Raw genomic sequence first — 23,560 nt, forward strand, 5'->3', positions numbered from 1 at the left:
GGCGCATGCTGCTATCGAATTTGGATTTACTGGCCACCGCCCCGGGCGGTGTAGCGCACCTGCGCGAAACCATTTTGACCTTGGCTGTGCAAGGCAAGCTGGTGCCGCAAGACCCGGTGGATGAGCCTACCAGCGTGCTGCTGCAAGAGATTCGAACGGAGAAAGACCGACTGATCGCCGAAGGCAAGATCAAGCAGGACAAGTCGTTGGTCGAGATTTCGGACGAGGAAAAGCCGTTTGGATTGCCGGTGGGGTGGGAGTGGGTGCGGGCGCTTGACGTTTGCGCTTTGATTACCGATGGCGATCATCAGCCTCCACCTAAGGCAGATATGGGCGTGCCTTTCCTTGTCATTGGCGATGTAAGAACTGGATTCGTAGCATTGGAGGGAGCATCTCGTTTTGTCCCAGAGAGCTATTTTGAAGGGCTTGATTGGGGCAAAAAGCCTTGTCTGGGTGATGTTCTGTACACCACCGTTGGCAGCTTTGGTATTCCAATACCAGTGGTTCAGCAACAGCGGTTCTGTTTTCAACGACACATCGCCTTGTTTCGTCCGGCGGTCATCGAGCTTCAGAGTTATCTAGCCACGGCTTTGCAAACGAAATTGGCCTTTGACCAAGCAGAAAGAGGCGCTACGGGCATTGCACAAAAAACAGTGCCGTTGTCTGTACTGCGCAATCTATTGCTTCCACTTCCACCCCTCGCCGAGCAATCCCGCATCGTCACCCGCGTCGAAGAACTCATGCGTCTGTGCGATGCGCTGGAGGCCAAGGGTCGACTGGAAGCCGCGCAACACGCCCAACTGGTCAGCACCCTGCTGGGCACGCTCACCGCCAGCGTCACGCCCGAGGAACTGGCCGACAACTGGCAGCGCGTGGCCCAGCACTTCGACCTTCTGCTCGACCGCCCCGAAGCCGTCGACGCCCTGGAGCAAACCCTGCTGCAACTGGCCGTGCGCGGATTGCTCGTGCACCAAGACCCTGCCGACGAGCCTGCCAGCGCCCTGCTGGCCCGCATCCGCACCGAAAAAGACCGCCTCATCGCGGAGGGGAAGATCAAACGTGACAAACCTCTGCCACCCGTCACGGATGAAGAGAAGCCCTTTGAGCTGCCGGTGGGATGGGAGTGGACGCGGATGGGCACAGTGGTGAACGGCAGTGAAGCCGGTTGGAGCCCAACTTGCATTGGTTCTCCACGTCGCCCTGGCCACTGGGGCGTGCTGAAAGTCAGCGCTGTGTCGTGGGGTGAGTTCGATGCAACCGCAAATAAGGAATTACCTTTGGACCTTGCCCCCAAGCCTGAGTACGAAGTAAGGGATGGAGATTTCCTGCTTTCGCGGGCAAACACGGCGGAATTGGTGGCTCGCTCAGTGGTGGTCACGACCGCGGAGCCCAGGCTGATGTTGAGTGACAAAGTCATTCGGTTGGATGTGTCCAGTCAGATGAATAGGGTCTTCCTCAATATGGTGAATAACGCAAGCCACGCGCGGGAGCACTACGCTATGCGCGCGTCCGGCACCAGTAGCTCAATGAAAAACGTGTCCCGTGAGGTGGTACTGGCTTTGCCGGTTCCACTCCCGCCTTTCGTCGAACAATCCCGCATCGTCACCTGCGTCACCGCCTTGCGCCGCCTGTGCGCCGACCTGCGCCAGCGCCTGAAGGCTGCGCAAGCCACCCAATCCCACCTGGCCCAAGCCCTGGTGGAGTCTTCCAACGCCTTGTGAAAGAGCCCCACCGTGTCGAGCTTTGAAACCAACCCCAAGGACATGAAAGACCTGCTGGTCGATATCCAGGCAGGCAAGATCCAGTTGCCCGACTTCCAGCGCGGCTGGGTGTGGGAAGACATGCGCATCCGCGAGTTGCTGGTGAGCGTGGCGCAGTCCTTCCCCGTGGGCGCCGTGATGATGCTGGAGACGGGTGGCGCGGTGACGTTTGAGCAGCGTGGTGTGGAGGGCGTGGAGCCGCGTCCCAAGGCCGAGGATGCCAAGTGGTTGATCCTGGACGGTCAGCAGCGCCTGACGACACTGACCCAAGTGCTGCAGCTCAAGACGCCGGTGCAAACGCACAACGGGCGCGGCAAGCAGATGAAGCTCTTCTACTACTGGGACATTGAAAAGGCGCTGCAACCCGACGCCGATTTGCTGGACGCCATCGTGGCGGTGGACGAGCGCCGCCAGCAGTACGGCCAGTTCCACCGCGACGTGACGCTGGATCTGAGCACCCGGGAGCGTGAGTGTCTGGCGATGCACTTTCCGTGCAATGCCATGTTCGACGCCATGGCCTGGATGGTGGACCTGAGCAAGGTCAACCCCACCAGGATTCAGCAGTTCCTTGAGTTTCAGCAGGCGGTGATTGCCCGGTTCACGGGCTACAAGGTGCCGGTGATCCAACTGCTCAAAGACACCTCGAAGGAGGCGGTGTGCACGGTCTTTGAAAAGGTCAACACAGGCGGCGTGGCATTGAATGTGTTTGAACTGATCACCGCTACCTTCGCCGCAGAGAAGTTCAACCTGCGGGATGACTGGCTTGGCAGTGTGGAACGCAACGTGCAAGGCCGGCGCACGCGCTTGCATGCGGCCGACCTGCTGCGCAACGTGGAGGCAAGCGATTTCATCCAGAGCATCACTTTGCTGGAGACGCGCGCCAAGCGCCGCGAGCGGCTGGCCGAGCTCACTAAGGCCAACGCTGGAGTCGTGCCCGATGAGGAAAAGCAGCAGCTACCTCCCGTCAGTGCCAAACGCAAAACGATGTTGGCGTTGAGCCGCACGGCCTACCAGGCATGGGCCGGCAAGGTCGAGCTGGGGTATCTTCAGGTGCCCAGCTTCTTGCGCAAACAGTCCATCATGCGGCTGCGCGAGTTGCCCTACCAGACACAGATGGTGCCGTTGGCAGCGATCCTTGCGGAGCTGGACGACAAGGCTTGGCTGACCCCTGTGGTGTTCGACAAGCTCTCGCTCTGGTTTTGGTGCGGCGTGCTGGGCGAGCTTTACGGCGGCGCGGTGGAAACGCGTATCGCCAAAGATGTGGAGGAAGTGCTGGAATGGGTGGAGAACGGCGGGCCGTTGCCTGCCACGGTGTCGGACGCGAGTTTCGATGCGCAGCGTCTGGACCGGCTCTACACCCGCAACAGCGCGGCCTACAAGGGTGTGAACGTGTTGGTGCTGCGCCAGGGCGCGCAAGACTGGTACTTCAAGTCCACGGTGGACAAGCTCGACAACGACGACATGATGAGCATGGACATCCACCACATCTTCCCGGAAGACTGGTGCAAGAAGCAGGGCATCAAGCCTGCCGTCTTCAACAGTATCGTCAACAAGACCCCCATTTCCTACAAAGCCAACCGCAAGATCGGTGGCGCCGCACCGTCTGCTTACCTCGCCAAGCTGCAGGCAGAAAAACTGGTGGCGTTAGACGCGAATGCAATGGATGCGTTGCTGCAAACGCACCAGGTGCCAGCGCAGTTCATGCGCGCAGATGACTTTGAAGGGTTCTATGCGGCCCGCAAGGCGAATCTATTGGCATTGATCGAGCAGGCCATGGGCAAGGCGCCGTTGCCGCATGCCGAAGCCTCCAGTGAAAGCGACGCAGCGGCCGAAGAGGCCTTTGCCGCTGCCCAAGCGGCCGAAGCATAGGTCTCGTAGTTGAAGGACATGTCGTTCGGAATCTTGCCCCCGAACGTCTGCTTGTTGCCGATCTGAGTCGGACGATGGCGCTTTTTGAAAGACAGCAATCGCTGCATCGCCTCACGGCGGCGATCTGCTGTGTAGCGCCGAGCCGCCGCTGGCGCCATCGAGCCTACCGACCAATTCCCTCCGCTTGAGCGTGTCCAATCAGAATCTTGTTGTTGCCGTTGGCGATCCGTGAGGGCTTGTGCCGTTGCCTTCAGCATCGCTGTCGAACCCGCGATCCGCCACGGGCACGACCACGTGCGCGTCAGGCTTTCCAGGCCCCTCCGTGAGCCGCGCTGGCTTCGTCGATCAACGCCGGGCCGATGCATTCGATCGCGTGCGGCGAGGCACGGAACACGTCGCGGCACGAGAGTTCGGCATCGCGCTGGTCGCTGCGCTCGCCGCGGTACGCGCGCAGTCGCTCCGCGTCGATGCCGAACACCACGCGTCCGATGGCCGACCAGAAGATGGCGCCCGCGCACATCACGCAAGGCTCGCCCGACGCGTAGATCGTCGCGCCGGCGAGTTGCTCGCGCGTGAGGCCGCGTCGGGCCAGCGCCCGGATGGCGTTCATCTCGGCATGGGCGGTGCAGTCGGCGATTTCGGCGTTGCTGTTCCACGCTTCGGCCAGCACCTCGTTGCCGGCCGACACGATGATGGAACCGAAGGGCCGGTTGCCCCGGCGGCGTGCCGCATGCGACCAGCCGATCGCCTTGCGCAGGTACCGGCCGTCGCGCTCGTCGAGTTCGGTTTCAGCAAGAAGGTTCATGCCTTGACCATCCGTTCGCTGCGCGGCGGCAGCATCGTCGTATTGAAGAGCGCATCGGCCGACGGCTTGGTCTTCAGGCCGTAGACCTCGGCCACTTCGTCGACCTGCTGCTCGAGCGTGAGCTTCCGGATGTCGCCCAGGCCGTGCGAGCGGGTGTCGGCAGCACCGACGTACTGCGCCGTGACGAGCCAGCGCTCCGTCTCGATCTTCTCGTCGAGGATGGGCTCACGCTGGCGCATCGCGGCAATCGACGGGCCCGGGTTGGCAAAGGTCTCGACGATCGCGCGATTGGTCGCGCGGAGGAAGGCCGCGACCACCTTCGGGTTCTGCGCGATGAGGTTGCTGCTCGCCAGGATGGCATTGCCATACAGGTTGACGCCGGCATCGGAATACTTGAGCACCGAGAGCTCTTCCGGCTTCATGCGCGAGAACAGCGAAATCGCCGAGTCGTGGAAGTAGGTGGCGGCATCGACGTCGCCGCGTACCATCACGTTGTCGCGTGCACTGAAGTCGGTGGTCTGCCATGCGAAGGCGTCGGGCTTCATGCCTTGCTTGCGCGCGACCATCGGCCAGGCGCGGCGTGTCGATTCGACGGCAGCCGCCGCGACCTTCTTGCCCGCGAGGCTCTTGAAGTCGCCGGTCACGCCGCGGTCCTTGCGGCCGATGATCACGAACGGTGCGCGGTTGTAGTACTGGTACACCGCCTGCACCACCGGCGTGCCTGGGTTCTGTGCATTGAACTCGACGAGCGAACTGATGTCGCCCAAGCCCAACTGGTAGACGCCGCTCGCGATGCGCGTGATCGACGCGACCGAACCGGCGCCCGTGTCGATCGTCACGTCCAGGCCTTCCTCCATGTAATAGCCCTTGGCCTGCGCGAGGAAGAAGGGCGAGGTCTGTCCGTTGATGCGGAAGTCGAGCGTGAACTTGAGCGGCGTGAGCTTGCCGCCTTGTGCGAAGGCGGAGGGCAGCGAAAGGGTGGCGGCAGCGGCGGCGCTGGCGGCGAGGAAGGAACGGCGTTGCATGGCGTGGGGCCTCGGAATTTCTGTCGGTCTTGAAATCCCCCTGCCGTCCGTCGAACAGGCACGAGGGTGCTTCAAGAGCAATTTCCGGGCGGCGCACATCGGTGGTGCGTGCGCTGCTGAACGCTTCTACTCTTGCCTCATGTCATGCACGACGCATGCCAGCCTGGTGGCACAATCGGGCCCGCAATTTGCATCACAGATTGCGCAGAGTAGAAGCGTTCAGCCTTGTTGCCCCGCGCGCATGGTCGGAAATTGCTCTTTGAAGTTCGTCCCCCACACGCAACCCAAAGGAGTCACGCATGCTCGTCACCCAACAACCCGTCTTTCGCAAGTTCTGGCACGCCGTGATGCCGCTCACCGAACTGGCGAATGGCCCGAAGCCCTTCCGCCTGCTCGGCGAAGACATCGTTCTCTTCCTCGACGCCGACGGCCAGCCCGCTGCGCTGCGCGACCGCTGCTGCCACCGCACCGCGAAGCTTTCCAAGGGCTGGTGCGTCGACACCGACGGCAAGGCCTGCGGCAGCGGCGCCATCCAGTGCGGCTACCACGGCTGGACTTACGACCGCAGCGGCCAGGTGATCCGCATTCCGCAGTACGAGCCCGACCGCAGGATCTCGCCCGACTACAAGACCACGGCCTACCACTGCACGGCGCGCTACGGCTACGCGTGGGTCGCGCTGGAAGACCCGATCGCCGACATCCCGGCCGTGCCGGAGTTCGACGACCCGGTTTACCGCACGATCTTCCAGTTCTACGAAACCTGGAACACGAGCCCGATGCGCGCGCTGGAGAATTCCTTCGACAACTCCCACTTCAGCTTCGTGCACCGCGCCACCTTCGGCGTTGCCGCCAGCCCGAAGCCGAGCCGCTACAACCTGGTCGAGAACGAAGGCGGCTTTCATGCCGAGACGGTGATCGAGGCGGCCAACCCGGCCAAGTTCCATGCGATCAGCGGCGTGACCGATCCCATCACCACGCGCCACATGCGCAATGCCTACTTCCTGCCCTTCGCGCGCCGGCTCGACATCGAATACCCCTCGGGCATCCGCCACATCATCATCAACTGCTTCACGCCGATCGACGACGGGCGCATGCAGCTGTGCCAATGGCTGTTCCGCAACGACAGCGAGGCCGATTGCGCCGCACAGATGCTGATCGACTTCGACGACGAGATCACGCGCGAAGACAAGGACATCCTCGAATCGACCGACCCCGACGCGCTGGTCGACACCCGGCGGCGCGGCGTCGAATACTCGATGGAGTCCGACAAGCCGGGCATGCTGATTCGCAAGCACCTGATGCAGCTGCTTGCGAAGCACGGCGAGGCCGAGGTGCATCGCGGGATGAAGGTCATCCCGCTCGCGCAAGCTGCCTGAGCGCGCGGGTCCGGCGCCCTGCTCCCGCGGGCATACTGGCCCCATGCCCGATGCCCCATCCTTGACTTCGGTGCGCCGACGCGCGCCGCGCTGGGCGCGCTGGCCCATCAGGTTCATGTGCCTGCTCACGCTGCTGATGCTCGGCCCGATCGGCGTGCTGGCCTTCGGCAACCTGGACCTGGACACGCCCTGGCACATGACGAGCCGCGAGAGCACCGGCCAGGCGCCCGACCCGTTGGTCGAGCGCGGTGCGGTGGTACAGGTCTATGGCGCCCGCACCGTGCGATGGCGCGGCGCCTTCGGCATTCATCCCTGGATCGCGGTCAAACGCGCCGGCGCCGACCGCTACACCACCTACCAGATCGTAGGGTGGCGGGCCCGTTTCGGCGGCGATGCCCTGGTCATCAGCGAGTCGAACGCCCCGGACATGCTCTGGTTCGGCGCCTATCCGCAATTGCTGGCCGACCACCGCGGGGCCCGGGCAGAAGCCTTGATCGACCAGATCGAATCGGCAGTGGCGGCCTACCCCTGGCGCACGTCCTACCGGCTCTGGCCGGGCCCCAACAGCAACACCTTCGTGGCGTGGGTGGCCCGCCAGGTGCCCGGTCTGCGACTGGACCTGCCGACCACCGCTATCGGCAAGGACTATCTCGGTGCAACCACCTTCTTCGATCACGCACCCAGCGGCACCGGCTGGCAGCTGTCAGTGCTCGGCCTGGCCGGCGTGACGTTGGCACGCGACGAGGGCCTGGAACTCAACCTGCTCGGTCTTGGCTTCGGCGTCGATGTCGACGATCTGGCCCTGCGGGTGCCCGGTTTCGGTCGGCTGCCTTGATGTTCGCGGCACTGGATTCCTGCCTGCCCATGCACTGCCGCCTGACCAGGCCCAACCGCGAATGCCACCATCTGGCGACGGGTCCGTGAGCGAGGTCGCGGCGCATGGCAATCGCTTCCTTGCGGCATGGCTGCATGCCGGCTTGGCATCGCAGGCCCCTTTTCGGCGGCACGGTTCCTGTATCTACTCTCGGCTTCCCCAAACCCCGACCCGACACAGGAGCTGTCCATGTACATTTCGTCCCGATTTCGTGCGTTCGCCGCGGGCGCCGCGCTGCTGGCCTCCGCGGCCATTGCGCAAGCCCAACTGGCCCCACCGGCGCTTTCCAATGTGGTGATCCTGGCCACCGGCGGCACCATCGCCGGCGCCGGCGCGTCGGCCGTCAACAGCGCGACCTATGCGGCCGCCAAGGTCGGCGTGGAGAAACTGATTGCCGGCTTGCCGGAACTCTCGAAGGTCGCCAACGTTCGCGGCGAACAGGTGTTCCAGGTCGCATCCGAGAGCCTGACCAACGACAACCTGCTGACGCTGGCCAAGCGCGTGTCGGCACTCGCCAAGCAGCCCGACGTGGACGGCATCGTCATCACCCACGGCACCGACACGGTGGAGGAAACGGCCTATTTCCTCACGCTGACGGTGCACACCAACAAGCCGATCGTGATGGTCGCGTCGATGCGGCCTGGCACGGCGCTGTCGGCGGACGGTGCGCTGAACCTCTATGACGCGGTGAGCGTGGCCGGCAGCAAGGACGCGATGGGCAAGGGCGTGCTGCTGACGATGAACGACAGCATCGAGAGCGGCCGCGATGTCAGCAAGAACGTCAACATCAAGCCGAGTGCCTTCACGAGCCAGTGGGGCCCGCTCGGCATGGTGGTCGAGGGCCGGAACTACTGGTTCCGTGCACCGGTCAAGCGCCACACGATGAACTCGGAATTCGACATCGACACGATCACCGCGCTGCCACCCGTGGAGATTGCCATGGGCTATGAAGGCGTCGCGTCCACGGCCATCGATGCACTCGGCAAGAGCGGCATCAAGGCGCTGGTGCATGGCGGCCCGGGCAATGGTTCGGTGGCGGACCGGATCGTGCCGAGCCTGCAGAAGGTGCGTGCCGATGGCATCGTCGTGATCCGCAGTTCTCGCGTGCCGGACGGCTTCGTGATCCGCAATGCCGAACAGCCGGACGACAAGTACGACTGGGTGGTGTCGCACGACCTGCGGCCCCAGAAGGCACGCATCCTGGCCATGGTGGCACTGACGAAGACCAGCGACACGAAGGAACTGCAGCGGATCTTCTGGGAGTACTAGGCCTGCAGGGGGCGTCCATCGGGGAGCTCGACCGCAGGTGATGCGCGGTTTCGCAACAAGCCGCGGGCGCCCCGAGAACCTGCTCCCGGCCGTCGCGTTCCATCCTGTTGCGAGTGCAACGTGCCGCGCCAAGCATGCGTGACTACACTGAGGCAAGGGTTGCAGCGATCGATGCAAGCCGCCGCTTTTTCACACCACAAGACAGGGACAAATCCATGAAATTCCAGACCTTCCGGCTGTCGCTCCTGCTGAGCGCCGCCCTGCTCTCCGGCATCGGCGCACAGGCGGCATCCCAAGCCCCCGTTGCCGCTCAGAACGGCATGGTCGTGAGTGCGCAGCACCTGGCCACCAAGGTCGGCGTCGACGTGCTCAAGCGCGGCGGCAATGCCGTCGATGCGGCGGTTGCCGTCGGCTATGCACTGGCGGTGGTGTACCCGGCCGCCGGCAACCTGGGCGGCGGCGGCTTCATGACCGTGCAGCTGGCCGACGGCCGCAAGACCTTCCTCGATTTCCGCGAGAAGGCACCGTTGGCCGCCACGGCCGACATGTACCTCGACAAGGACGGCAACGTCATCAAGGGCCTGAGCACGAAAGGCCACCTGGCGGTCGGCGTACCGGGCAGCGTCTCCGGCATGGAGTACGCGCGCGAGAAGTACGGCACCATGAAGCGCGCAGAGTTGATCGCTCCCTCGGTCCGGCTGGCCGAGAAGGGCTTCGTGCTGGAACAGGGCGACATCGACCTGCTCAATACCGCGACGGCCGATTTCAAGGAAGACGCCGCGTCAGGCGCCATCTTCCTGAACAAGGGCGAGGCCTTCACGGCCGGCCAGAAGCTGGTGCAGAAAGACCTCGCGAAGACCTTGCGCGCGATCAGCACCAAGGGCACGGACGGCTTCTACAAGGGCTGGGTCGGCGACGCGATCGTGGCATCCAGCAAGGCCGGCAAGGGCCTGATCACGCAGGCCGACCTCGACCAGTACAAGACCCGCGAGATGGCACCCATCGAGTGCGACTACCGCGGCTACCACGTGGTGTCGGCACCCCCGCCCAGTTCGGGCGGCGTGATCATCTGCGAGATGCTCAACATCCTCGAAGGCTATCCGCTCAAGGACCTGGGCTATGGCTCCGCCCAGGGTGTGCATTACCAGATCGAAGCCATGCGGCACGCCTACGTGGACCGCAACAGCTACCTGGGCGACCCGGACTTCGTCAAGAACCCGTTGGACCGCCTGCTCGACAAGGGCTATGCCGAGAAGATCCGCGCCGTCATCGATCCGAAGAAGGCCGGCGTCTCCAAGGACATCAAGCCGGGCGTTCCGCCGCATGAAGGCAGCAACACCACGCACTACTCGATCGCCGACAAGTGGGGCAACGCGGTGTCCGTGACCTACACGCTGAACGACTGGTTCGGCGCCAAGATCACGGCCGCCAAGACCGGCGTGCTGCTGAACGACGAGATGGACGACTTCACCTCCAAGGTGGGCGTGCCCAACCTCTACGGGCTGGTGCAGGGCGAGGCCAATGCCATCGCACCCGGCAAGCGCCCGCTGAGCTCGATGAGCCCCACCATCGTCACCAAGGACGGCAAACCCGTCATGGTGGTCGGCACGCCGGGCGGCAGCCGCATCATCACGGCCGTGATGCTGACGATGATCAACGCCATCGACTACGGCATGAACGTGCAGGAGGCGGTCGACGCGCCCCGCTTCCACCAGCAGTGGCTGCCCGACGTGACCAACGTCGAGACGTATGCGTTGAGCCCCGACACGCGCAAGCTGCTGGTCGACATGGGGCACAACCTCGGCGCGCCGCAACCGGCCAACCATCTTGCGGCAATCATCGTGGGTGCGCCGTCGCTGGGGGGGAAGCCGGTGGCGAACAACCGGTTCTATGGGGCCAACGATCCGCGGCGGAATACGGGGCTGGCGGCCGGGTACTGATTCACGCCAATGCGTGAACGCGGTGGCGCCAAGTCGCACGGCCGGGTCTTGACGCCATCGGGCTCAACCGCCCGCTTGAGAACTCACGCCGGCGTCACCGTCCTCGCGCTGGCCACCAGTCCCTGAATCAGCCGCAGCCTCGGCGAGGATCGCAGCCACAGGATTCCGAAGCGGCGGGCCTCGGAATGAAGCGGCAACGCGATCTTCGCAATACGCTGCCCGGCCAGCAGCAGTGACGCGATGTCCGGCACGAGCGACACGCCGAGCCCACGGTCCACCATCATGGCAATGGCCAGCAGCGAGCTCAGCTCGAAGCGCTCCTGCGGCACGATGCCTGCGGCGCGCAGGTAGCGATCGGCCTGCTTGCCGCCGCCCAGGTTGCGGTCATACCGGATCAGGGGCGAGGTGCGCAAGAGTTCGTGCGGATCGCGCCGCGCGAGCCGGCTGGGGGCCAGCAGCACCAACGGCTCTTCCCGCAGCAGCGACCAATCGAAAGTCTTGGGCAGCACGAAGCTGGGATGCAGGCACACCGCGGCATCCAGTTCGCCCTGCTGCACGGCCTTGTGCAGCGTCGCGGTGGTGCCCGATTGCAGGAATACCTTCACGCCAGGGTAGGCCTTGACGAAGTGCGCCAGGATGTCCGGGAGCACGCTGTGCAACGCGGTGTTGATGGTGCCGATGAGCAGTTCGCCGCCGGCCGCGTCACTGTCCAGCAGCGCCTTGATGTCGCTCACCTCGCGCAGCACGCTGCGCGCTCTCTGCACGAGCTGGTGACCTTGTTCTGTCGGTTGCACCGTGCGGCCGGCGCGCGCCAGCAGGGGGACGTTGAGCTCGCGCTCGAGGGTGCGGATCTGCTGGGCGATCGCCGCAGGCGTGAGGTCGAGCCGGCGGGCCGCTTCCGACATGGACCCGCTCTCCACCACAAGAAGAAAGCTCTGAAGGTAGGCCGTTTCCATGACGATAGATTTTCTATCATCTGATCAAACAAGGCATGTGTTTTTCTTTCTTCGTGAGCCGCAGACACTGCGTTCATGAAAAGCAAACTCTTTGTACCGGGAACCCGCCCCGAGTTGTTCTCCAAGGCGCTGGACAGCGCCGCCGATGGCATCTGCCTCGACCTGGAAGACGCGGTGTCCGAGCCGCGCAAGGACGAAGCGCGCCACACGGTGCGCGAGCTGTTGCAGGGCGGCAGCGGCCGCGACACCGGCAAGACCTTGATCGTTCGCATCAACGCGATGGACACGCCGCATTTCGAGCAGGACGTACTGGCGGTCGTGCAGCCCGGTGTGCACCTCATCAACCTGCCCAAGCCCGAAAGCGCCGCGCAAGTGCGCACCGCCGTTGCGGCCATCCGGCGCGCCGAAATGGCCAACGGTGTCGCCAAGCCGGTGGGCTTGCTGCTCAACATCGAAACGCCCGTGGCCCTACGCAACGCCGCCGCGCTGGCCCTGGCCGACGCACGGGTCGTGGGCCTGCAACTGGGTCTGGGCGACCTGTTCGAGCCGCTGGGCATCGCCCGCCGCGAACCGGCCGCGATCCAGCAGGCCATGTTCGCCACGCGAGTCGCGGCAGGTGAGGCGGGCGTCTATGCCTACGACAGCGCGTTCGCCGACATCCGCGACGCCGAGGGCTTCCGGGCCGAGGCGATGCTTTCGCGGCGCCTGGGCTTCCTCGGCAAGACCTGCATCCATCCCAGCCAGGTCGCCATTGCCAACGAGGTGTTCCGCCCCACCGACGACGAGATCGCACATGCCGTCAAGGTGATCGAGGCCACCCGCGACGCCGACGCCAAGGGTGTCGGCGCCTACGTGGTGGAGGGAAAGATGATCGACATCCCCTTCGTTCGCCGCGCCCACGCCATCGTCGCCAGCGCGCGCAGCCTTGGCCTGCTGGCCGACTGATTCCCCTTTTCCAATCCCCCGAGAGACAACCATGCCCAAAATCATTCCGTCGCCCCTTCGCAAGCTTGCGCTGGCGTGCTGCCTCGTTCCGACGCTGGCCCTTGCGCAAGGCGCCTATCCGAGCAAGCCCATCACGATCGTCGTGCCCTACCCCGCCGGCGGGTCGAACGATACCTTTGCCCGCCAGGTCGCCAAGGAACTGGGAGAAGAGCTGAAGCAGCCTGTGATCATCGACAACCGCCCGGGCGCCAGCGGGAACACCGGCACCGGCCAGGTCGCCAAGTCCACGCCGGATGGCTACACGCTGGTCGCGGTGTCGTCCAGCATGACAACGAATGCAGCCGTGCAGGCGAAGCTGCCGTATGACCCGAACAAGAGCTTCGCGCCGGTGGCGATGTTCGCCAAGGGGCCGTTCATCGTCGCGGTGAACAACGAGTTTCCGGCAAAGACGCCCGCCGAACTGATCGCGGCCATCAAGGCGAAGCCGGGCCAGTACAACTACGCGTCCTCCGGCTCCGGCAGCGTGAACCAGTTCGGCACGGAACTGCTCAAGGCGCAGGTCGGCAAGCTGGAGATCACGCACATCCCGTACAAGGGCATGGGCCCGGCCGTGACGGACCTCGTGGGCAATCAGACGCAACTGCTCATCTCCAGCGGCCCGTCGTTGTTGCCGATGGTGCGAAGCGGCAAGCTGCGTGCGGTCGGCATCACGAGCCTGAAGCCGAGCCCGGTCGCTCCCGATCTCACGCCAATGGCCACGGCCGTGCCGGGCTACGAATTCGAACTCTGGTGGGGCCTGCTGGCGCCCGCCGCCACGCCGCCGGAGATCGTCGCCAGGCTCAACACCGCAGTGAACAAGGCGCTGGCAAAGCCCGCATTGGCCGCCAATTTCCTGAAGGAAGGCGCCATCGCCACGCCGATGTCGCCCGCCCAGTTCGGCAAGGTGATCGCGGACGACGTGGAGCGATGGAAGAAGCTGGCCACCCAGCAGAACATCACCGCAGACTGAGGACCACCATGAACGCCTTCGCTGAAATCAACGAATCGAGCCTCCCGGCGCGCACCGGCCCCCAAGGTCCGCTGTCCGGCCTGCGGGTGCTGGACCTGAGTGCCTACATCGCGGGACCGTACGGCTGCTCGCTGCTGGCCGACCAGGGCGCCGAGGTCATCAAGATCGAGCCGCCCACGGGCGACAACCTGCGCAAGTACCCTTCGACGCTGGAGGCCGAGAGCCGCGCCTTCATCGGCGTCAATCGCAGCAAGCTCGGCGTCGCGCTCGATCTCAAGCAACCCGAGGACCATGCCGCGCTGATGGCGCTGGTGCGCACCGCCGACGTGCTGGTGCACAACTTCCGCCCCAACGTGCCACCGCGCCTGGGCATCGCCTATGAGCAGTTGAAGGCGATCAACCCGCGGCTGATCTATTGCAACGTCACCGGCTACGGCGAGACCGGCCCGATGAAGGACAAGGCCGGCTACGACCAGGTGCTGCAGACCATGACCGGCATGTGCACGCTCCAGGGCAAGCGCGGCGAACCGCCCGAGATCCTCTACGGCTCCGTGGTCGACTACTACGCCGCCGCGCTGGTGGCCGCGGGCGTCGCTTCCGCGCTGTACGAGCGCGAGAAGAGCGGCCAGGGTCAGTTCGTCGGCGTGTCGCTGTTGCGGGCGGCACTCACGATGCAGTCGGCCCGGATGGTGTGGGCCGAGGGCGAGGCGAAGGATGTGGGCCGCGACATGCGCTCGGGCGGCATCACCGGCATCCATCCGACGAAGGAAGGCCACCTCTACATTTCCGCCAACACGCCGCACTTCTGGAAGGCACTTTGCGACAGGGTAGGCCTGCCGGAATTGGCAGCCGACGAGCGCTACGACAGCGTGCGCAAGCGGGCCCAGCACTTCACCGAGATCGTGCCGAAGCTGCACCAGGCGCTGGCCGCACGCACGGCCACCGAATGGGAAGAAGTCTTCGGGGAAGCCGTGCCCTGCGCCGCGGCCCGCACGGTCGAGGACATGTTCGACAACGAACAGGTGCTGGCCGAAGACATGGTCGCCACCTTCGAGCACCCGACGCTCGGCTCCTACCGGGGCTTCACGCGGCCGATCAAGTTCGACCGCACCCCCGGTCCCCTGCCCTTTGCCGCACCCACGCTGGGGCAGCACACGGCGATGGTGATCGCATCGCAGACATCGCAGATACAGGACTGCGTCGCAGGCGCCTGATGACAGCGCAGGGTCAGGTCCCCAACAGCAGCGGCGAGGGCAAGCCGCGCACGGCCGTTCCCGCCGGCGCCTGCGACGCACACATGCACATCTTCGACCGTCGCTTTGCAAGCATTGGCGCACCGGACGCCATGGTCGATGGCGCCACCGTCGACGACTACCGGTTGCTCCAGCAACGCCTCGGTACGCAGCGCACGGTCGTCGTGCAACCGCGCGTGCATGGCACGGACAACGCGGTCACGCTCGCTGCCATCCAGTCGCTCGGGCCACGACAGGCGCGCGGCGTCGCCGTGGTGCGGCCCGACGTGACGGATGACGAGCTCGAGCGCCTGCATGCCGGCGGCATTCGCGGCATCCGGTTCACGCTCTACACGGCCACGCATGCCGCCGTCGACTTCTCGATGGTCGAGCCCTTGGCGCACCGGGTGCATGCGCTCGGCTGGCACGTTCAACTGCACTGGAGCGCCGACCAGATCGAAGCGCACGCGCCCTTGCTGCAACGATTGCCTTGCTCGCTGGTGTTCGACCATCTGGCCCGCCTGCCGCAGCCCGATCCGCAGGCGCACCCTGCGTACGCGATCGTCAGCCGCTTGCTCGGCAACGGGCGCACGTGGATCAAGATGTCTGGCGCGTACCTCAACAGCAGCGTGGGTGCGGAAGGCGGCTACGCCGATACCGAATCGATCGCCCAGGCCTGGGTGCGACAGGCGCCCGAGCGCATGGTCTGGGGCAGCGACTGGCCGCACTCGACCGAACCCCTCGACAAACCGGATGACGCCGCGCTGTTCGACCTCCTCGCGCGATGGGTTCCGGACGACGCCACGCGGCACCGCGTGCTGGTCGACAACCCCGCGCAGCTTTACCAGTTTTCCTGAAACCAGAACCGAGACATTTCCATGAACACGCACGTCCTGAAATCCATCGCGGCCCTCGCGGCATGCGTTCCCTTGCTGGCCGCCGCGGCCTGGCCCGACAAACCCATCCGCATGGTGGTCCCCTATGCGGCAGGCGGCGGTGCGGACAACACCGCGCGCATCGTCGCGCAACAGATGAGCGTTGCACTCGGCCAGCAGATCATCATCGACAACAAGCCCGGCGCCGGCGGCGTGATCGGCGCCGACAACGTGGCCAAGGCTGCCCCCGATGGCTACACCGTGCTCTACGACGCCTCGGCCTTTTCGGTCAACCCATCGCTGCGCAAGTTGCCATTCGACGCGACGAAGGACTTCATCCCCGTTTCGCTGGTCGCCACTGCGCCGCAGATCCTCGTCGTGCCCGAGAGTGCCCCGTACAAGAACGTTGCGGAGTTCCTCGCCTTTGCGCGCAAGAACCCAGGCAAGCTGACCTTCGCGTCGGCCGGCGGCGGCACCGGGTCGCACCTCGCGGGAGAAGCGTTGAACGAGCAGGCCAAGCTCAACCTGCTGCACGTGCCGTACAAGGGCGGCGCACCGGCCTTGACCGACGTGATGGGCCAGCAGGTGTCGACCTACTTCGGCAACGTCGCATCGACCTCGAGCTACGTCAAGTCCGGCAAGTTGCGTGCCCTCGCCGTCAGTTCGGCCAAGCGCGTGCCCAGCCTGCCAGACACCCCGACGCTCGCCGAGTCGGGGCTGCCCGGCTACAACGTGGTCGAGTGGAACGGCGTCTTCCTGCCCAAGGGCACACCGCCGGAAATCGTGCAGAAGCTCGGCAAGGCCGTGCAGGCTGCTGTGAACGACCCCAAGGTCAACGAGAAGCTGCTGCAACTCGGTCTCGTGCCCGCAGGCACGTCGCCCGAGTCGTTCTCGAAGTTCGTGCAGGACGAAAGTGCGCGGGTCAGCGCACTGGTGAAGGCTCGTGGGATTCAGGTGGATTGAGGACGCAGGTGCTGCTCGGGCCCCAGGGGCACGCGCTGCAATGCGGCGGGGCGAATCAAGCTCTGGCCGAACGTGAGCTTGGGGGCACATTGGCCTCACGCGTGAGCAGCGTGATGCCTCACCAACCCCAACTCTCATCGCTGGATTCGCGATGCATCTCAAACCGCTTCAGCATGAAGTCAACGAACACACGCGTCTTGGCAGACATGTTGCCCTTGTTCGGGAACACCAGGTAGATGTCGGCCTTCGGCAAGGACCACTCCGGCAGCACGGGTCGCAATCGACCCGATCGCAGGTAGGGCGCGGCATCCCACAGGGAGCGCATCAGAATGCCGTGCCCTTCCAGCGCCCACGACAGCGCGCAGTCGCCGTCATTGCTGCTCAGCGGGCCGCGAACCTTGACGGTCTCCTGCCGGCTGCCTGAGCGAAGGTGCCAAGTGCCGTAGGTGTCGTCGCTCTCGCGGATGAAGAGGCAATGGTGCCGCTGCAGTTCGCCGGGCAGCGTCGGCTCGCCTGCGCGCCGTAGATAGGACGGTGCGGCGCACAGGATGCGCTTGTTCGGCGCCAGCAGCCGCGCGGTCAGGCGCGCGTCGGGGAGTTCGCCGAATCGGATCGAGGCGTCGAAGCCTTGCTCGACCAGGTTCACCGGCTTTTCGGTCAGGCTCAGCTGGACCTCGACCTCCGGATAGGCACGCGCGAATTTCGACAGCGCCGGTGCAACATGCCGGCGACCGAATCCCAGGGTCGCACTCAGCTTGATCTGCCCGCGCGGCACGGCCTTGGCGCCGGCCACCCGCCGCTCCAGTTCATCCATGTCGGCGAGCACGCGGGCGCCTTCGCTCACATAGGTCTCACCCTCCGGCGTAAGGCTGATGCGCCGTGTCGTGCGGTTGAGCAATCGCACGCCCAAGCGCGCCTCCAGGGCCGCGAGGCGCTTGCTGACGGAAGGCGCCGTGACGCCCATTTGCTGGGCCGCGGCGGCGAGCGTTCCCAGCCGGATGACCAGCGTGAAGAACGCGAGATCGGAGAAGGCATCCATGACTTTGATTCATTCTCTGAAGGCAACTATGAAGTGTCTCATGAGCTATTTATGTTGTCACCAGTCATCAATAAACTTCCCCTCATTGGCACCGGGCAACCGATCCAAGTCCGCAGATTTCAAGACCCACCCCACGACCAAGGACAGGCCCATGCCGTCTCGAACCCTTTATCAAAAGCTCGTCGACTCCCACACGGTCACGCGGCTCGACGAGCAGAACGTGCTGCTGTTCTGCGACCTTCACCTGATGAACGAGTACACCAGCCCGCAGGCCTTCGCCGGACTGCACGAGCAGGGTCGCGACGTGCTGTTGCCGGCGCAGAACGTCTCGACAGTGAGCCACGTCATCCCGACCCACCCTGTCGCGAATCGCATCATCCAGAACCCGGCGGCTGCGCTGCAGGCGAGCAACCTGAAGCGCAACTGCGTTCGCCATGGCATTCCGCTGTTCGACACCAACGACGCACTCCAGGGAATCGAACACATCATCGCGCCCGAGCACGGAATGATCCGGCCCGGCATGGTGGTGATCTGCGGCGACAGCCACACCACGACCTACGGCGCGCTCGGTGCACTGGGCTTCGGCATCGGCACGTCGGAAGTGGAGCATGTGCTGGCCACGCAGACGCTGGTCTATCGCACCGCGGAGGACATGCGGATCCGTGTCGACGGACAACTGCCGATCGGCACGACCTCCAAGGACCTGATCCTCATGATCATCAGCCGCATCAGTGCGCAAGGCGCGCGTGGCCATGCGGTCGAGTTCTGCGGCAGCGCGATCGACGCGTTGTCCATCGAGGCGCGATTCACGCTGTGCAACATGACGGTCGAGGCCGGTGCCCGCGGTGCCCTCATCGCGCCGGACCAGGTGGCCATCGACTACGTGCTGGCGCGCGCGCCCGACATTAGCGGCGACATCCGCGATCGCGCGCTGGCCCACTGGGCAACCCTCTTCAGCGATGACGATGCGGTGTTCCACATCGAGCATCGCTTCGACGCCAGCGACGTGGCGCCCCATGTGACCTGGGGCACCAGCCCCGACCAGGCGATCCCCATCACCGGCAGCGTGCCGGCACCCGAGGGCTCGCAACGGCTGAGCACGGAGCAGGCGCTGCGCTACACCGGACTGGAAGCCGGCATGTCGCTCGAAGGGCTGAAGGTGGACCACGTCTTCATCGGGTCATGCACCAACGCGCGCATCGAGGACTTGCGAGCCGTGGCAAAGGTCGTCGAGGGGCGGCACGTGTCGCCGACTTTGAGGGCCATGGTGGTTCCCGGCTCCGGCGCGGTCAAGGCCCAGGCCGAAGCGGAGGGGATCGCGCAAATCCTCATCGACGCCGGCTTCGAATGGCGGCAACCGGGCTGCTCGATGTGCCTCGCGATGAACGACGACATCCTGTCTCCGGGGCAGCGATGCGCATCGACCACCAATCGCAACTTCGAAGGGCGACAAGGACGCGGCGCGGTCACGCACCTGATGAGCCCCGCCATGGCCGCCGCAGCCGCGATCACCGGCCACATCACCGACGTCCGCCACATGAACGCCGAAACACCTGAAAGCATCGCATGACCGAACTTGCCCGCGCCATCGAAGGCATCGCCGCGCCCATCGAGATTGCCAACCTCGACACCGACCAGATCATGCCGAAGCAGTTCCTGCACGGCATCGACAAGGCAGGGCTGGATCGGGGCCTGCTGTGGGATCACCGCTTCAGCGGCGACGGCGAGATGAAGCCGGACTTCATCCTGAACCGGCCTGCGTACGCCGGCACCCGCATCCTTATCGCCGGCCCGAACTTCGGCTGCGGTTCGAGCCGGGAACATGCCGTGTGGGGGTTGCAGCAGTTCGGCATCCAGGCGGTGATTGCTTCAGCGTATGGAGAGATCTTCTATTCGAACGCCATGAACAACCGCTTGCTGACCGTCATGCTGGCCGAGGACGAAGTGCAGGCACTGCTCGATGAATCACGGCAGGGCGCAACGCCGCTGCACCTTGCGGTCGACGTGGAGACCATGACGGTCAAGTCGCCCCGCCATACCTTCGCCTTCACGATGAGCCCGCGCCATCGCACCATGTTCATGCAAGGCCTGGACATGATCGGCGCCTCCCTGAGCCACAAGGCCGAGATCGAGGCATTCGCATCCCGGCATTGGGCAGCCCAGCCATGGGTCAAGGACGTGGCCGGACGCACCAAGGCGCGGCTCGACGCGCACTGATCCCTTCGAATTCAACCAGGACCCAGGAGACACATCCATGCAACGACGTCACGCACTTCTTTCGCTTGCGCTTTCCATTGGCGCGTCATTCGGCGCACAGGCCCAAGGCCCCGATTGGCCGCAACGCCCGATCAAGCTGATCGTTCCCTACGCCCCCGGCGGCAGCGCCGATATCGCGGCGCGACTCGTGACCGATGAGTGGGCCAAGAAGCTCGGCGGTGTCATGGTGGTAGACAACCGGGCCGGTGCGGGCGGCAACCTGGGTGTGGATGCCGTGGCGAAGTCCGCACCCGACGGCTACACCATCGGCCTGCAGACCGTCTCGCTGGCGATCAATCCTGCGCTGACGCCCAAGATGCCCTACGACACGCTGAAGGACCTGGCGCCGATCGGCATGGTCGCGAGTTCGCAGCACGTGCTGGTCGTGACCAACAGCCTGCCCGCCAAGGACGTGAAGTCGCTGATCGCACTGCTGAAGGCCGAGCCCGGCAAGCACAACTACGCTTCCGCAGGTGGCGGCAGCACCTTCCACATGGCCGCTGAATTGTTCAAGGCGAATGCGGATGTTCCGCTGGTCCACATCCCCTACCGTGGCGGTGGCCCGGCCCTCGTCGACACCATCGGCGGGCAGGTCAGCTTGAGCTTCCCCGTGCTGTCAGCGGCGCTGCCGCAAGTGCAAGGCGGCAAGCTGCGCGCGCTGGGCGTCACTGGCACCAAGCGCTCGCCCTTGATGCCCGACGTTCCGACACTGGCTGAAGCCGGCCTGGCCAACTACAGCTTCGAGACGTGGTTCATGGTGTTTGCGCCTGCTGCGACGCCCAAGGCCGTCATCGACAAGCTGAACGCGAGCCTGAACGAGGCGCTCAAGTCGCCCGCAGTTGCTGCGCGCATGACCAAGGAAGGCTTCGATCCGATTCCTTCGACGCCCGAACAGGCACGCGCCCGGCTTGAGAAGGAACTGCCGCAGTGGGGCAGGCTCATCAAGGAGCGCGGGATCAAGGCGGACTGAGCAAGCTGCGAGCAGTCGCTCGTCACATCACTTCGCCACCCGACACGGAGATCGACTGCCCCGTCACCGACGCAGCCGCCTCCCCGCAAAGCCAGCACACGGCATTCGCCACCTCGCCCGGTTGCACGATGCGCTGCTGCGGGTTGACGGAGGCGAATTCGGCCATCGCTTCATCGGCACTGCGGCCTGTCTTGGCGACCACGTTGGCGACGCTGTCGCGCAGGATGTCGGTGTCGGTGTAGCCGGGGCACACGGCGTTGACCGTGATGCCCTTGCGCGCCACTTCGAGTGCGAGCGAGCGCGTCAGGCCGACCACGCCGTGCTTGGCAGCCGTGTAGGCAGCGACGTAGGCATAGCCGCGCTGGCCGGCCGTGCTCGCGATGTTGACGATGCGGCCCCGGCGGGCCTCCAGCATGTCGGGCAGCGCGGCCTGCGCGCAGAGGAAGCTGCCGGTAAGGTTGACGGCGAGCATGCGCTGCCAGAGGTCGAGCGAGGTCTTGAGGAAGGGCGCGCTTTCGGCCTGGCCGGCGTTGTTGACGAGGATGGACACGGGGCCGAGCGCGGCGCGTGCTTCGGCGAATGCGGCGGTGACCGAGGCCTGGTCGGCTACGTCGGCCACGGCGATGAAGTGGCCGCTGCCGGGAAGTTGGTCGGCCAGGCGTTGCAGGGTGTCGCGCTGGCGGCCGAGCAAGGTGAGCCGGGCGCCGTCGGCGGCGAGCGTGCGGGCGATTTCGGCACCGATGCCGCGGGCTGCGCCGGTGACGACGGCGTGGCGGTTGTCGAGTGATGGCATGGTTTGCTATTTCTTTCGGGAGGGCGCGCGATCCCACGTGGTCGCGGTCACGCCGCGCTCGCGCAGCTTGAATTTCTGGACCTTGCCGTTCTCGGTGCGCGGCAGGTCGTCGACGATGTCGATGTAGCGGGGGATGGCGAAGTACGGCAGGCGGCCTTCGCAAAAGGCGACGAGTTCAGCGAGGTCGACGCGCGTTCCAGGCTGGGCGATGAGCGAGGCCATGACTTCGTCTTCGGCCAGTTCGGAACTCACGGGATAGACCGCGACCGTCGCAACCGAAGGATGGCTCAGCAGCACCTGCTCGACTTCATACGAGGAGATGTTCTCGCCGCGGCGACGGATCGCATCCTTCATGCGGTCGATGAAGCGAAAGGCGCCATCGGGCTCGCGTACCACGCGGTCGCCAGTGTGGAACCAGAGGTTGCGCCAGGCTTCCACGGTCTTGTCGGGCATGCCGAAGTAGCCGGTGGCGAAGGCGAAGGGCTCGTCGGCGCGCAGCAGCAACTCGCCGGCATGGCCGTCGGGCAAGGCGGCATCGGCCGTGTCGGCGACACGTGCATCGAAGCCGGGTTGCAGCCAGCCCATCACGCCGGTGCGTGGCGCGTCGGGCCGCGTGGCGATGACGAAGTTGGTCTCGGTCGAGCCGTAGCCTTCCAACAGTTGTACGCCGGTGCGGCGGCGGAAGTCCGCGCCCGCCTGCGCGGTAACGCCGGGGCCGAGGCCGATGCGCACGCGGTGGGAACGCTCACCCTCGCCTTCGGGCTGCGCAAGCAGGATGGGCACCATCGCGCCGAGCAGGTACACCACCGTCGCGCCGCAGTCCCGCATGGCAGGCCAGAAGCCCGAGGCCGAGAAGCGCGGCGCAAAGACCACCTCGGCGCCGGTCAGCGCGGCTTGGGCGAAGGTGTTCAGCGCGTTGATGTGAAAGAGCGGGAGCGTGGTGCACAGCACGTCGCCTTCCGTCACGCCGAGGATGCGCGCCGTGTTGGCGCCCCACCAGTGGAACTGCGCATGCGGGCAGGTCACCCCCTTGGCCGGGCCGGTGGTGCCGGAGGTGTAGAGGATCGCGAGGGTGTCGCCGGGCTGCACGTCCGCTGCTTCGGTGGCTTCGCCGTCGTCCGGCATGTGCACGCACGGAACGGTGCTTTTTCGTGATTGGCCTTCGTTGTTGTTTCCGCCCACGATCCAGATCCCAGCAAGTTCGCATTGCGACAAGTCCGCCGTCTGCAATCGATCGGCCAGCGCATCCTCGATGACCAGCAGGCGCGCACCGCTGTTCGCCAGGAAGTACTGGATCTGCGGACCCATCGAAGCGGTGTTGATCGGCACCGAGACAGCGCCGATCCAGCCGCAGGCCAGGAACACTTCCAAGCATTCGACGCGATTGCCGCACATGAGCGCAACGCGGTCGCCACGTTGCACACCGGCGCGTCGCAGTGCACCGGCACGGCGGGCCACGATATCGGCGGCCTGCGCATGCGTCCAGCGCGTGCCGGCGATCGAGAGCAAGGGCTTGTCGCCGAAGCGCGCAGCCAGCCCTTGCAGCATGGCCGGCAAGGTTCGCACGGACGAAGCTTCAGCTTCCTTCATGCACGCCTCTCCTG

General features: G+C 65.2%; 20 protein-coding genes. 14 read left to right on the plus strand and 6 right to left on the minus strand.

Annotated features, from left to right (window positions below; genetic code table 11):
- Nucleotides 1-5 precede the first annotated feature (5 nt).
- Together WKW82_RS27450 and WKW82_RS27455 are read left to right on the plus strand one after the other, a co-directional pair.
- Nucleotides 6-1,721 (plus strand): restriction endonuclease subunit S, encoded by a 1,716-nt coding sequence (locus WKW82_RS27450; protein WP_340345736.1) that lies wholly within the window; start codon nucleotides 6-8, stop codon nucleotides 1,719-1,721.
- Between the two features lie 12 nt (nucleotides 1,722-1,733).
- On the plus strand, nucleotides 1,734-3,629 hold the full coding sequence (locus WKW82_RS27455; RefSeq protein WP_340345737.1) for a GmrSD restriction endonuclease domain-containing protein: 1,896 nt from the start codon (nucleotides 1,734-1,736) through the stop codon (nucleotides 3,627-3,629).
- 301 nt (nucleotides 3,630-3,930) lie between these two features.
- On the opposite strand, the gene WKW82_RS27460 is transcribed toward WKW82_RS27455, so the two are convergent.
- Nucleotides 3,931-4,434: a nucleoside deaminase gene (locus WKW82_RS27460; RefSeq protein ID WP_340345739.1), complete on the minus strand. Its 504-nt coding sequence runs from the start codon at nucleotides 4,432-4,434 to the stop codon at nucleotides 3,931-3,933.
- Nucleotides 4,431-5,459, minus strand: coding sequence for an ABC transporter substrate-binding protein (locus WKW82_RS27465; protein WP_340345741.1), 1,029 nt, complete (start codon nucleotides 5,457-5,459; stop codon nucleotides 4,431-4,433). Before WKW82_RS27465 ends, WKW82_RS27460 begins: the two co-directional genes overlap by 4 nt.
- 299 nt (nucleotides 5,460-5,758) lie before the next feature.
- Here WKW82_RS27465 and WKW82_RS27470 point away from each other — a divergent pair, with 299 nt between their 5' ends.
- From WKW82_RS27470 to ggt, 4 genes are all read left to right on the plus strand, one after another.
- Nucleotides 5,759-6,835, plus strand: a complete 1,077-nt coding sequence (locus tag WKW82_RS27470; RefSeq protein ID WP_340345743.1) for an aromatic ring-hydroxylating dioxygenase subunit alpha — start codon at nucleotides 5,759-5,761, stop codon at nucleotides 6,833-6,835.
- Between the two features lie 43 nt (nucleotides 6,836-6,878).
- Nucleotides 6,879-7,670: a DUF3750 domain-containing protein gene (locus WKW82_RS27475; RefSeq protein WP_340345745.1), complete on the plus strand. Its 792-nt coding sequence runs from the start codon at nucleotides 6,879-6,881 to the stop codon at nucleotides 7,668-7,670.
- Between the two features lie 228 nt (nucleotides 7,671-7,898).
- Nucleotides 7,899-8,978 carry an asparaginase gene (locus WKW82_RS27480; RefSeq protein WP_340345747.1) on the plus strand — a complete coding sequence of 360 codons (1,080 nt, stop codon included), beginning with the start codon at nucleotides 7,899-7,901 and terminating at the stop codon, nucleotides 8,976-8,978.
- Nucleotides 8,979-9,298: 320 nt separating this feature from the next.
- Nucleotides 9,299-10,918 carry a gamma-glutamyltransferase gene (gene ggt, locus WKW82_RS27485; RefSeq protein WP_340345931.1) on the plus strand — a complete coding sequence of 540 codons (1,620 nt, stop codon included), beginning with the start codon at nucleotides 9,299-9,301 and terminating at the stop codon, nucleotides 10,916-10,918.
- 83 nt (nucleotides 10,919-11,001) lie between these two features.
- Here ggt and WKW82_RS27490 read toward each other — a convergent pair whose 3' ends face one another.
- On the minus strand, nucleotides 11,002-11,874 hold the full coding sequence (locus WKW82_RS27490; protein WP_340345749.1) for a LysR substrate-binding domain-containing protein: 873 nt from the start codon (nucleotides 11,872-11,874) through the stop codon (nucleotides 11,002-11,004).
- Between the two features lie 75 nt (nucleotides 11,875-11,949).
- Between WKW82_RS27490 and WKW82_RS27495 the strand changes: the two genes are divergently transcribed.
- Genes WKW82_RS27495 through WKW82_RS27515 form a run of 5 tightly spaced genes read left to right on the plus strand, consistent with a single transcriptional unit; the run spans nucleotide 11,950 to nucleotide 16,898 of the window.
- The gene (locus WKW82_RS27495) at nucleotides 11,950-12,819 is read left to right on the plus strand and encodes an HpcH/HpaI aldolase/citrate lyase family protein (protein WP_340345750.1); all 870 of its coding nucleotides are present in this window, start codon (nucleotides 11,950-11,952) and stop codon (nucleotides 12,817-12,819) included.
- Between the two features lie 31 nt (nucleotides 12,820-12,850).
- Nucleotides 12,851-13,828 carry a tripartite tricarboxylate transporter substrate binding protein gene (locus WKW82_RS27500; protein WP_340345751.1) on the plus strand — a complete coding sequence of 326 codons (978 nt, stop codon included), beginning with the start codon at nucleotides 12,851-12,853 and terminating at the stop codon, nucleotides 13,826-13,828.
- An 8-nt stretch (nucleotides 13,829-13,836) separates the two neighbouring features.
- Nucleotides 13,837-15,042, plus strand: coding sequence for a CaiB/BaiF CoA transferase family protein (locus tag WKW82_RS27505; RefSeq protein WP_340345753.1), 1,206 nt, complete (start codon nucleotides 13,837-13,839; stop codon nucleotides 15,040-15,042).
- Nucleotides 15,042-15,917, plus strand: coding sequence for an amidohydrolase family protein (locus WKW82_RS27510; protein ID WP_340345754.1), 876 nt, complete (start codon nucleotides 15,042-15,044; stop codon nucleotides 15,915-15,917). Before WKW82_RS27505 ends, WKW82_RS27510 begins: the two co-directional genes overlap by 1 nt.
- A gap of 21 nt (nucleotides 15,918-15,938) precedes the next feature.
- On the plus strand, nucleotides 15,939-16,898 hold the full coding sequence (locus WKW82_RS27515) for a Bug family tripartite tricarboxylate transporter substrate binding protein (RefSeq protein ID WP_340345756.1): 960 nt from the start codon (nucleotides 15,939-15,941) through the stop codon (nucleotides 16,896-16,898).
- Between the two features lie 118 nt (nucleotides 16,899-17,016).
- Here the strand turns inward: WKW82_RS27515 and WKW82_RS27520 are convergent, their stop codons facing one another.
- A complete protein-coding gene (locus tag WKW82_RS27520) occupies nucleotides 17,017-17,937 on the minus strand; it encodes a LysR family transcriptional regulator (RefSeq protein WP_340345757.1) in 921 nt (306 codons plus the stop codon).
- A gap of 151 nt (nucleotides 17,938-18,088) precedes the next feature.
- Here WKW82_RS27520 and leuC point away from each other — a divergent pair, with 151 nt between their 5' ends.
- From leuC to WKW82_RS27535, 3 genes are read left to right on the plus strand one after another with little or no spacing between them, the layout of a single operon-like run.
- On the plus strand, nucleotides 18,089-19,507 hold the full coding sequence (gene leuC / locus WKW82_RS27525) for a 3-isopropylmalate dehydratase large subunit (RefSeq protein WP_340345758.1): 1,419 nt from the start codon (nucleotides 18,089-18,091) through the stop codon (nucleotides 19,505-19,507).
- Nucleotides 19,504-20,154: a 3-isopropylmalate dehydratase small subunit gene (gene leuD, locus WKW82_RS27530; protein ID WP_340345760.1), complete on the plus strand. Its 651-nt coding sequence runs from the start codon at nucleotides 19,504-19,506 to the stop codon at nucleotides 20,152-20,154. Before leuC ends, leuD begins: the two co-directional genes overlap by 4 nt.
- Nucleotides 20,155-20,191: 37 nt before the next feature.
- A complete protein-coding gene (locus WKW82_RS27535; RefSeq protein WP_340345761.1) occupies nucleotides 20,192-21,163 on the plus strand; it encodes a tripartite tricarboxylate transporter substrate binding protein in 972 nt (323 codons plus the stop codon).
- A 22-nt stretch (nucleotides 21,164-21,185) separates the two neighbouring features.
- On the opposite strand, the gene WKW82_RS27540 is transcribed toward WKW82_RS27535, so the two are convergent.
- Together WKW82_RS27540 and WKW82_RS27545 are read right to left on the minus strand one after the other, a co-directional pair.
- Complete coding sequence (locus WKW82_RS27540; RefSeq protein ID WP_340345762.1) at nucleotides 21,186-21,956, minus strand: SDR family NAD(P)-dependent oxidoreductase; 771 nt, start codon at nucleotides 21,954-21,956, stop codon at nucleotides 21,186-21,188.
- A 6-nt stretch (nucleotides 21,957-21,962) separates the two neighbouring features.
- Nucleotides 21,963-23,546 carry an ATP-dependent acyl-CoA ligase gene (locus WKW82_RS27545; RefSeq protein WP_340345763.1) on the minus strand — a complete coding sequence of 528 codons (1,584 nt, stop codon included), beginning with the start codon at nucleotides 23,544-23,546 and terminating at the stop codon, nucleotides 21,963-21,965.
- Nucleotides 23,547-23,560 lie beyond the last annotated feature (14 nt).

This window comes from Variovorax rhizosphaerae (assembly GCF_037889975.1).
Taxonomy (GTDB): Bacteria; Pseudomonadota; Gammaproteobacteria; order Burkholderiales; family Burkholderiaceae_C; genus Variovorax; species Variovorax rhizosphaerae.

Coding starts and splice junctions, on each gene's coding strand:
- WKW82_RS27480 (WP_340345747.1), top strand. CDS start 7,899: ATGTACATTTCGTCCCGATTTCGTGCGTTCGCCGCGGGCGCCGCGCTG.
- leuC (WP_340345758.1), top strand. CDS start 18,089: ATGCCGTCTCGAACCCTTTATCAAAAGCTCGTCGACTCCCACACGGTC.
- WKW82_RS27470 (WP_340345743.1), top strand. CDS start 5,759: ATGCTCGTCACCCAACAACCCGTCTTTCGCAAGTTCTGGCACGCCGTG.
- WKW82_RS27490 (WP_340345749.1), bottom strand. CDS start 11,874: ATGGAAACGGCCTACCTTCAGAGCTTTCTTCTTGTGGTGGAGAGCGGG.
- WKW82_RS27535 (WP_340345761.1), top strand. CDS start 20,192: ATGCAACGACGTCACGCACTTCTTTCGCTTGCGCTTTCCATTGGCGCG.
- WKW82_RS27545 (WP_340345763.1), bottom strand. CDS start 23,546: ATGAAGGAAGCTGAAGCTTCGTCCGTGCGAACCTTGCCGGCCATGCTG.
- WKW82_RS27510 (WP_340345754.1), top strand. CDS start 15,042: ATGACAGCGCAGGGTCAGGTCCCCAACAGCAGCGGCGAGGGCAAGCCG.
- WKW82_RS27540 (WP_340345762.1), bottom strand. CDS start 21,956: ATGCCATCACTCGACAACCGCCACGCCGTCGTCACCGGCGCAGCCCGC.
- WKW82_RS27505 (WP_340345753.1), top strand. CDS start 13,837: ATGAACGCCTTCGCTGAAATCAACGAATCGAGCCTCCCGGCGCGCACC.
- WKW82_RS27450 (WP_340345736.1), top strand. CDS start 6: ATGCTGCTATCGAATTTGGATTTACTGGCCACCGCCCCGGGCGGTGTA.
- leuD (WP_340345760.1), top strand. CDS start 19,504: ATGACCGAACTTGCCCGCGCCATCGAAGGCATCGCCGCGCCCATCGAG.
- WKW82_RS27520 (WP_340345757.1), bottom strand. CDS start 17,937: ATGGATGCCTTCTCCGATCTCGCGTTCTTCACGCTGGTCATCCGGCTG.
- WKW82_RS27475 (WP_340345745.1), top strand. CDS start 6,879: ATGCCCGATGCCCCATCCTTGACTTCGGTGCGCCGACGCGCGCCGCGC.
- WKW82_RS27500 (WP_340345751.1), top strand. CDS start 12,851: ATGCCCAAAATCATTCCGTCGCCCCTTCGCAAGCTTGCGCTGGCGTGC.
- WKW82_RS27460 (WP_340345739.1), bottom strand. CDS start 4,434: ATGAACCTTCTTGCTGAAACCGAACTCGACGAGCGCGACGGCCGGTAC.
- WKW82_RS27495 (WP_340345750.1), top strand. CDS start 11,950: ATGAAAAGCAAACTCTTTGTACCGGGAACCCGCCCCGAGTTGTTCTCC.
- WKW82_RS27465 (WP_340345741.1), bottom strand. CDS start 5,459: ATGCAACGCCGTTCCTTCCTCGCCGCCAGCGCCGCCGCTGCCGCCACC.
- ggt (WP_340345931.1), top strand. CDS start 9,299: ATGGTCGTGAGTGCGCAGCACCTGGCCACCAAGGTCGGCGTCGACGTG.
- WKW82_RS27515 (WP_340345756.1), top strand. CDS start 15,939: ATGAACACGCACGTCCTGAAATCCATCGCGGCCCTCGCGGCATGCGTT.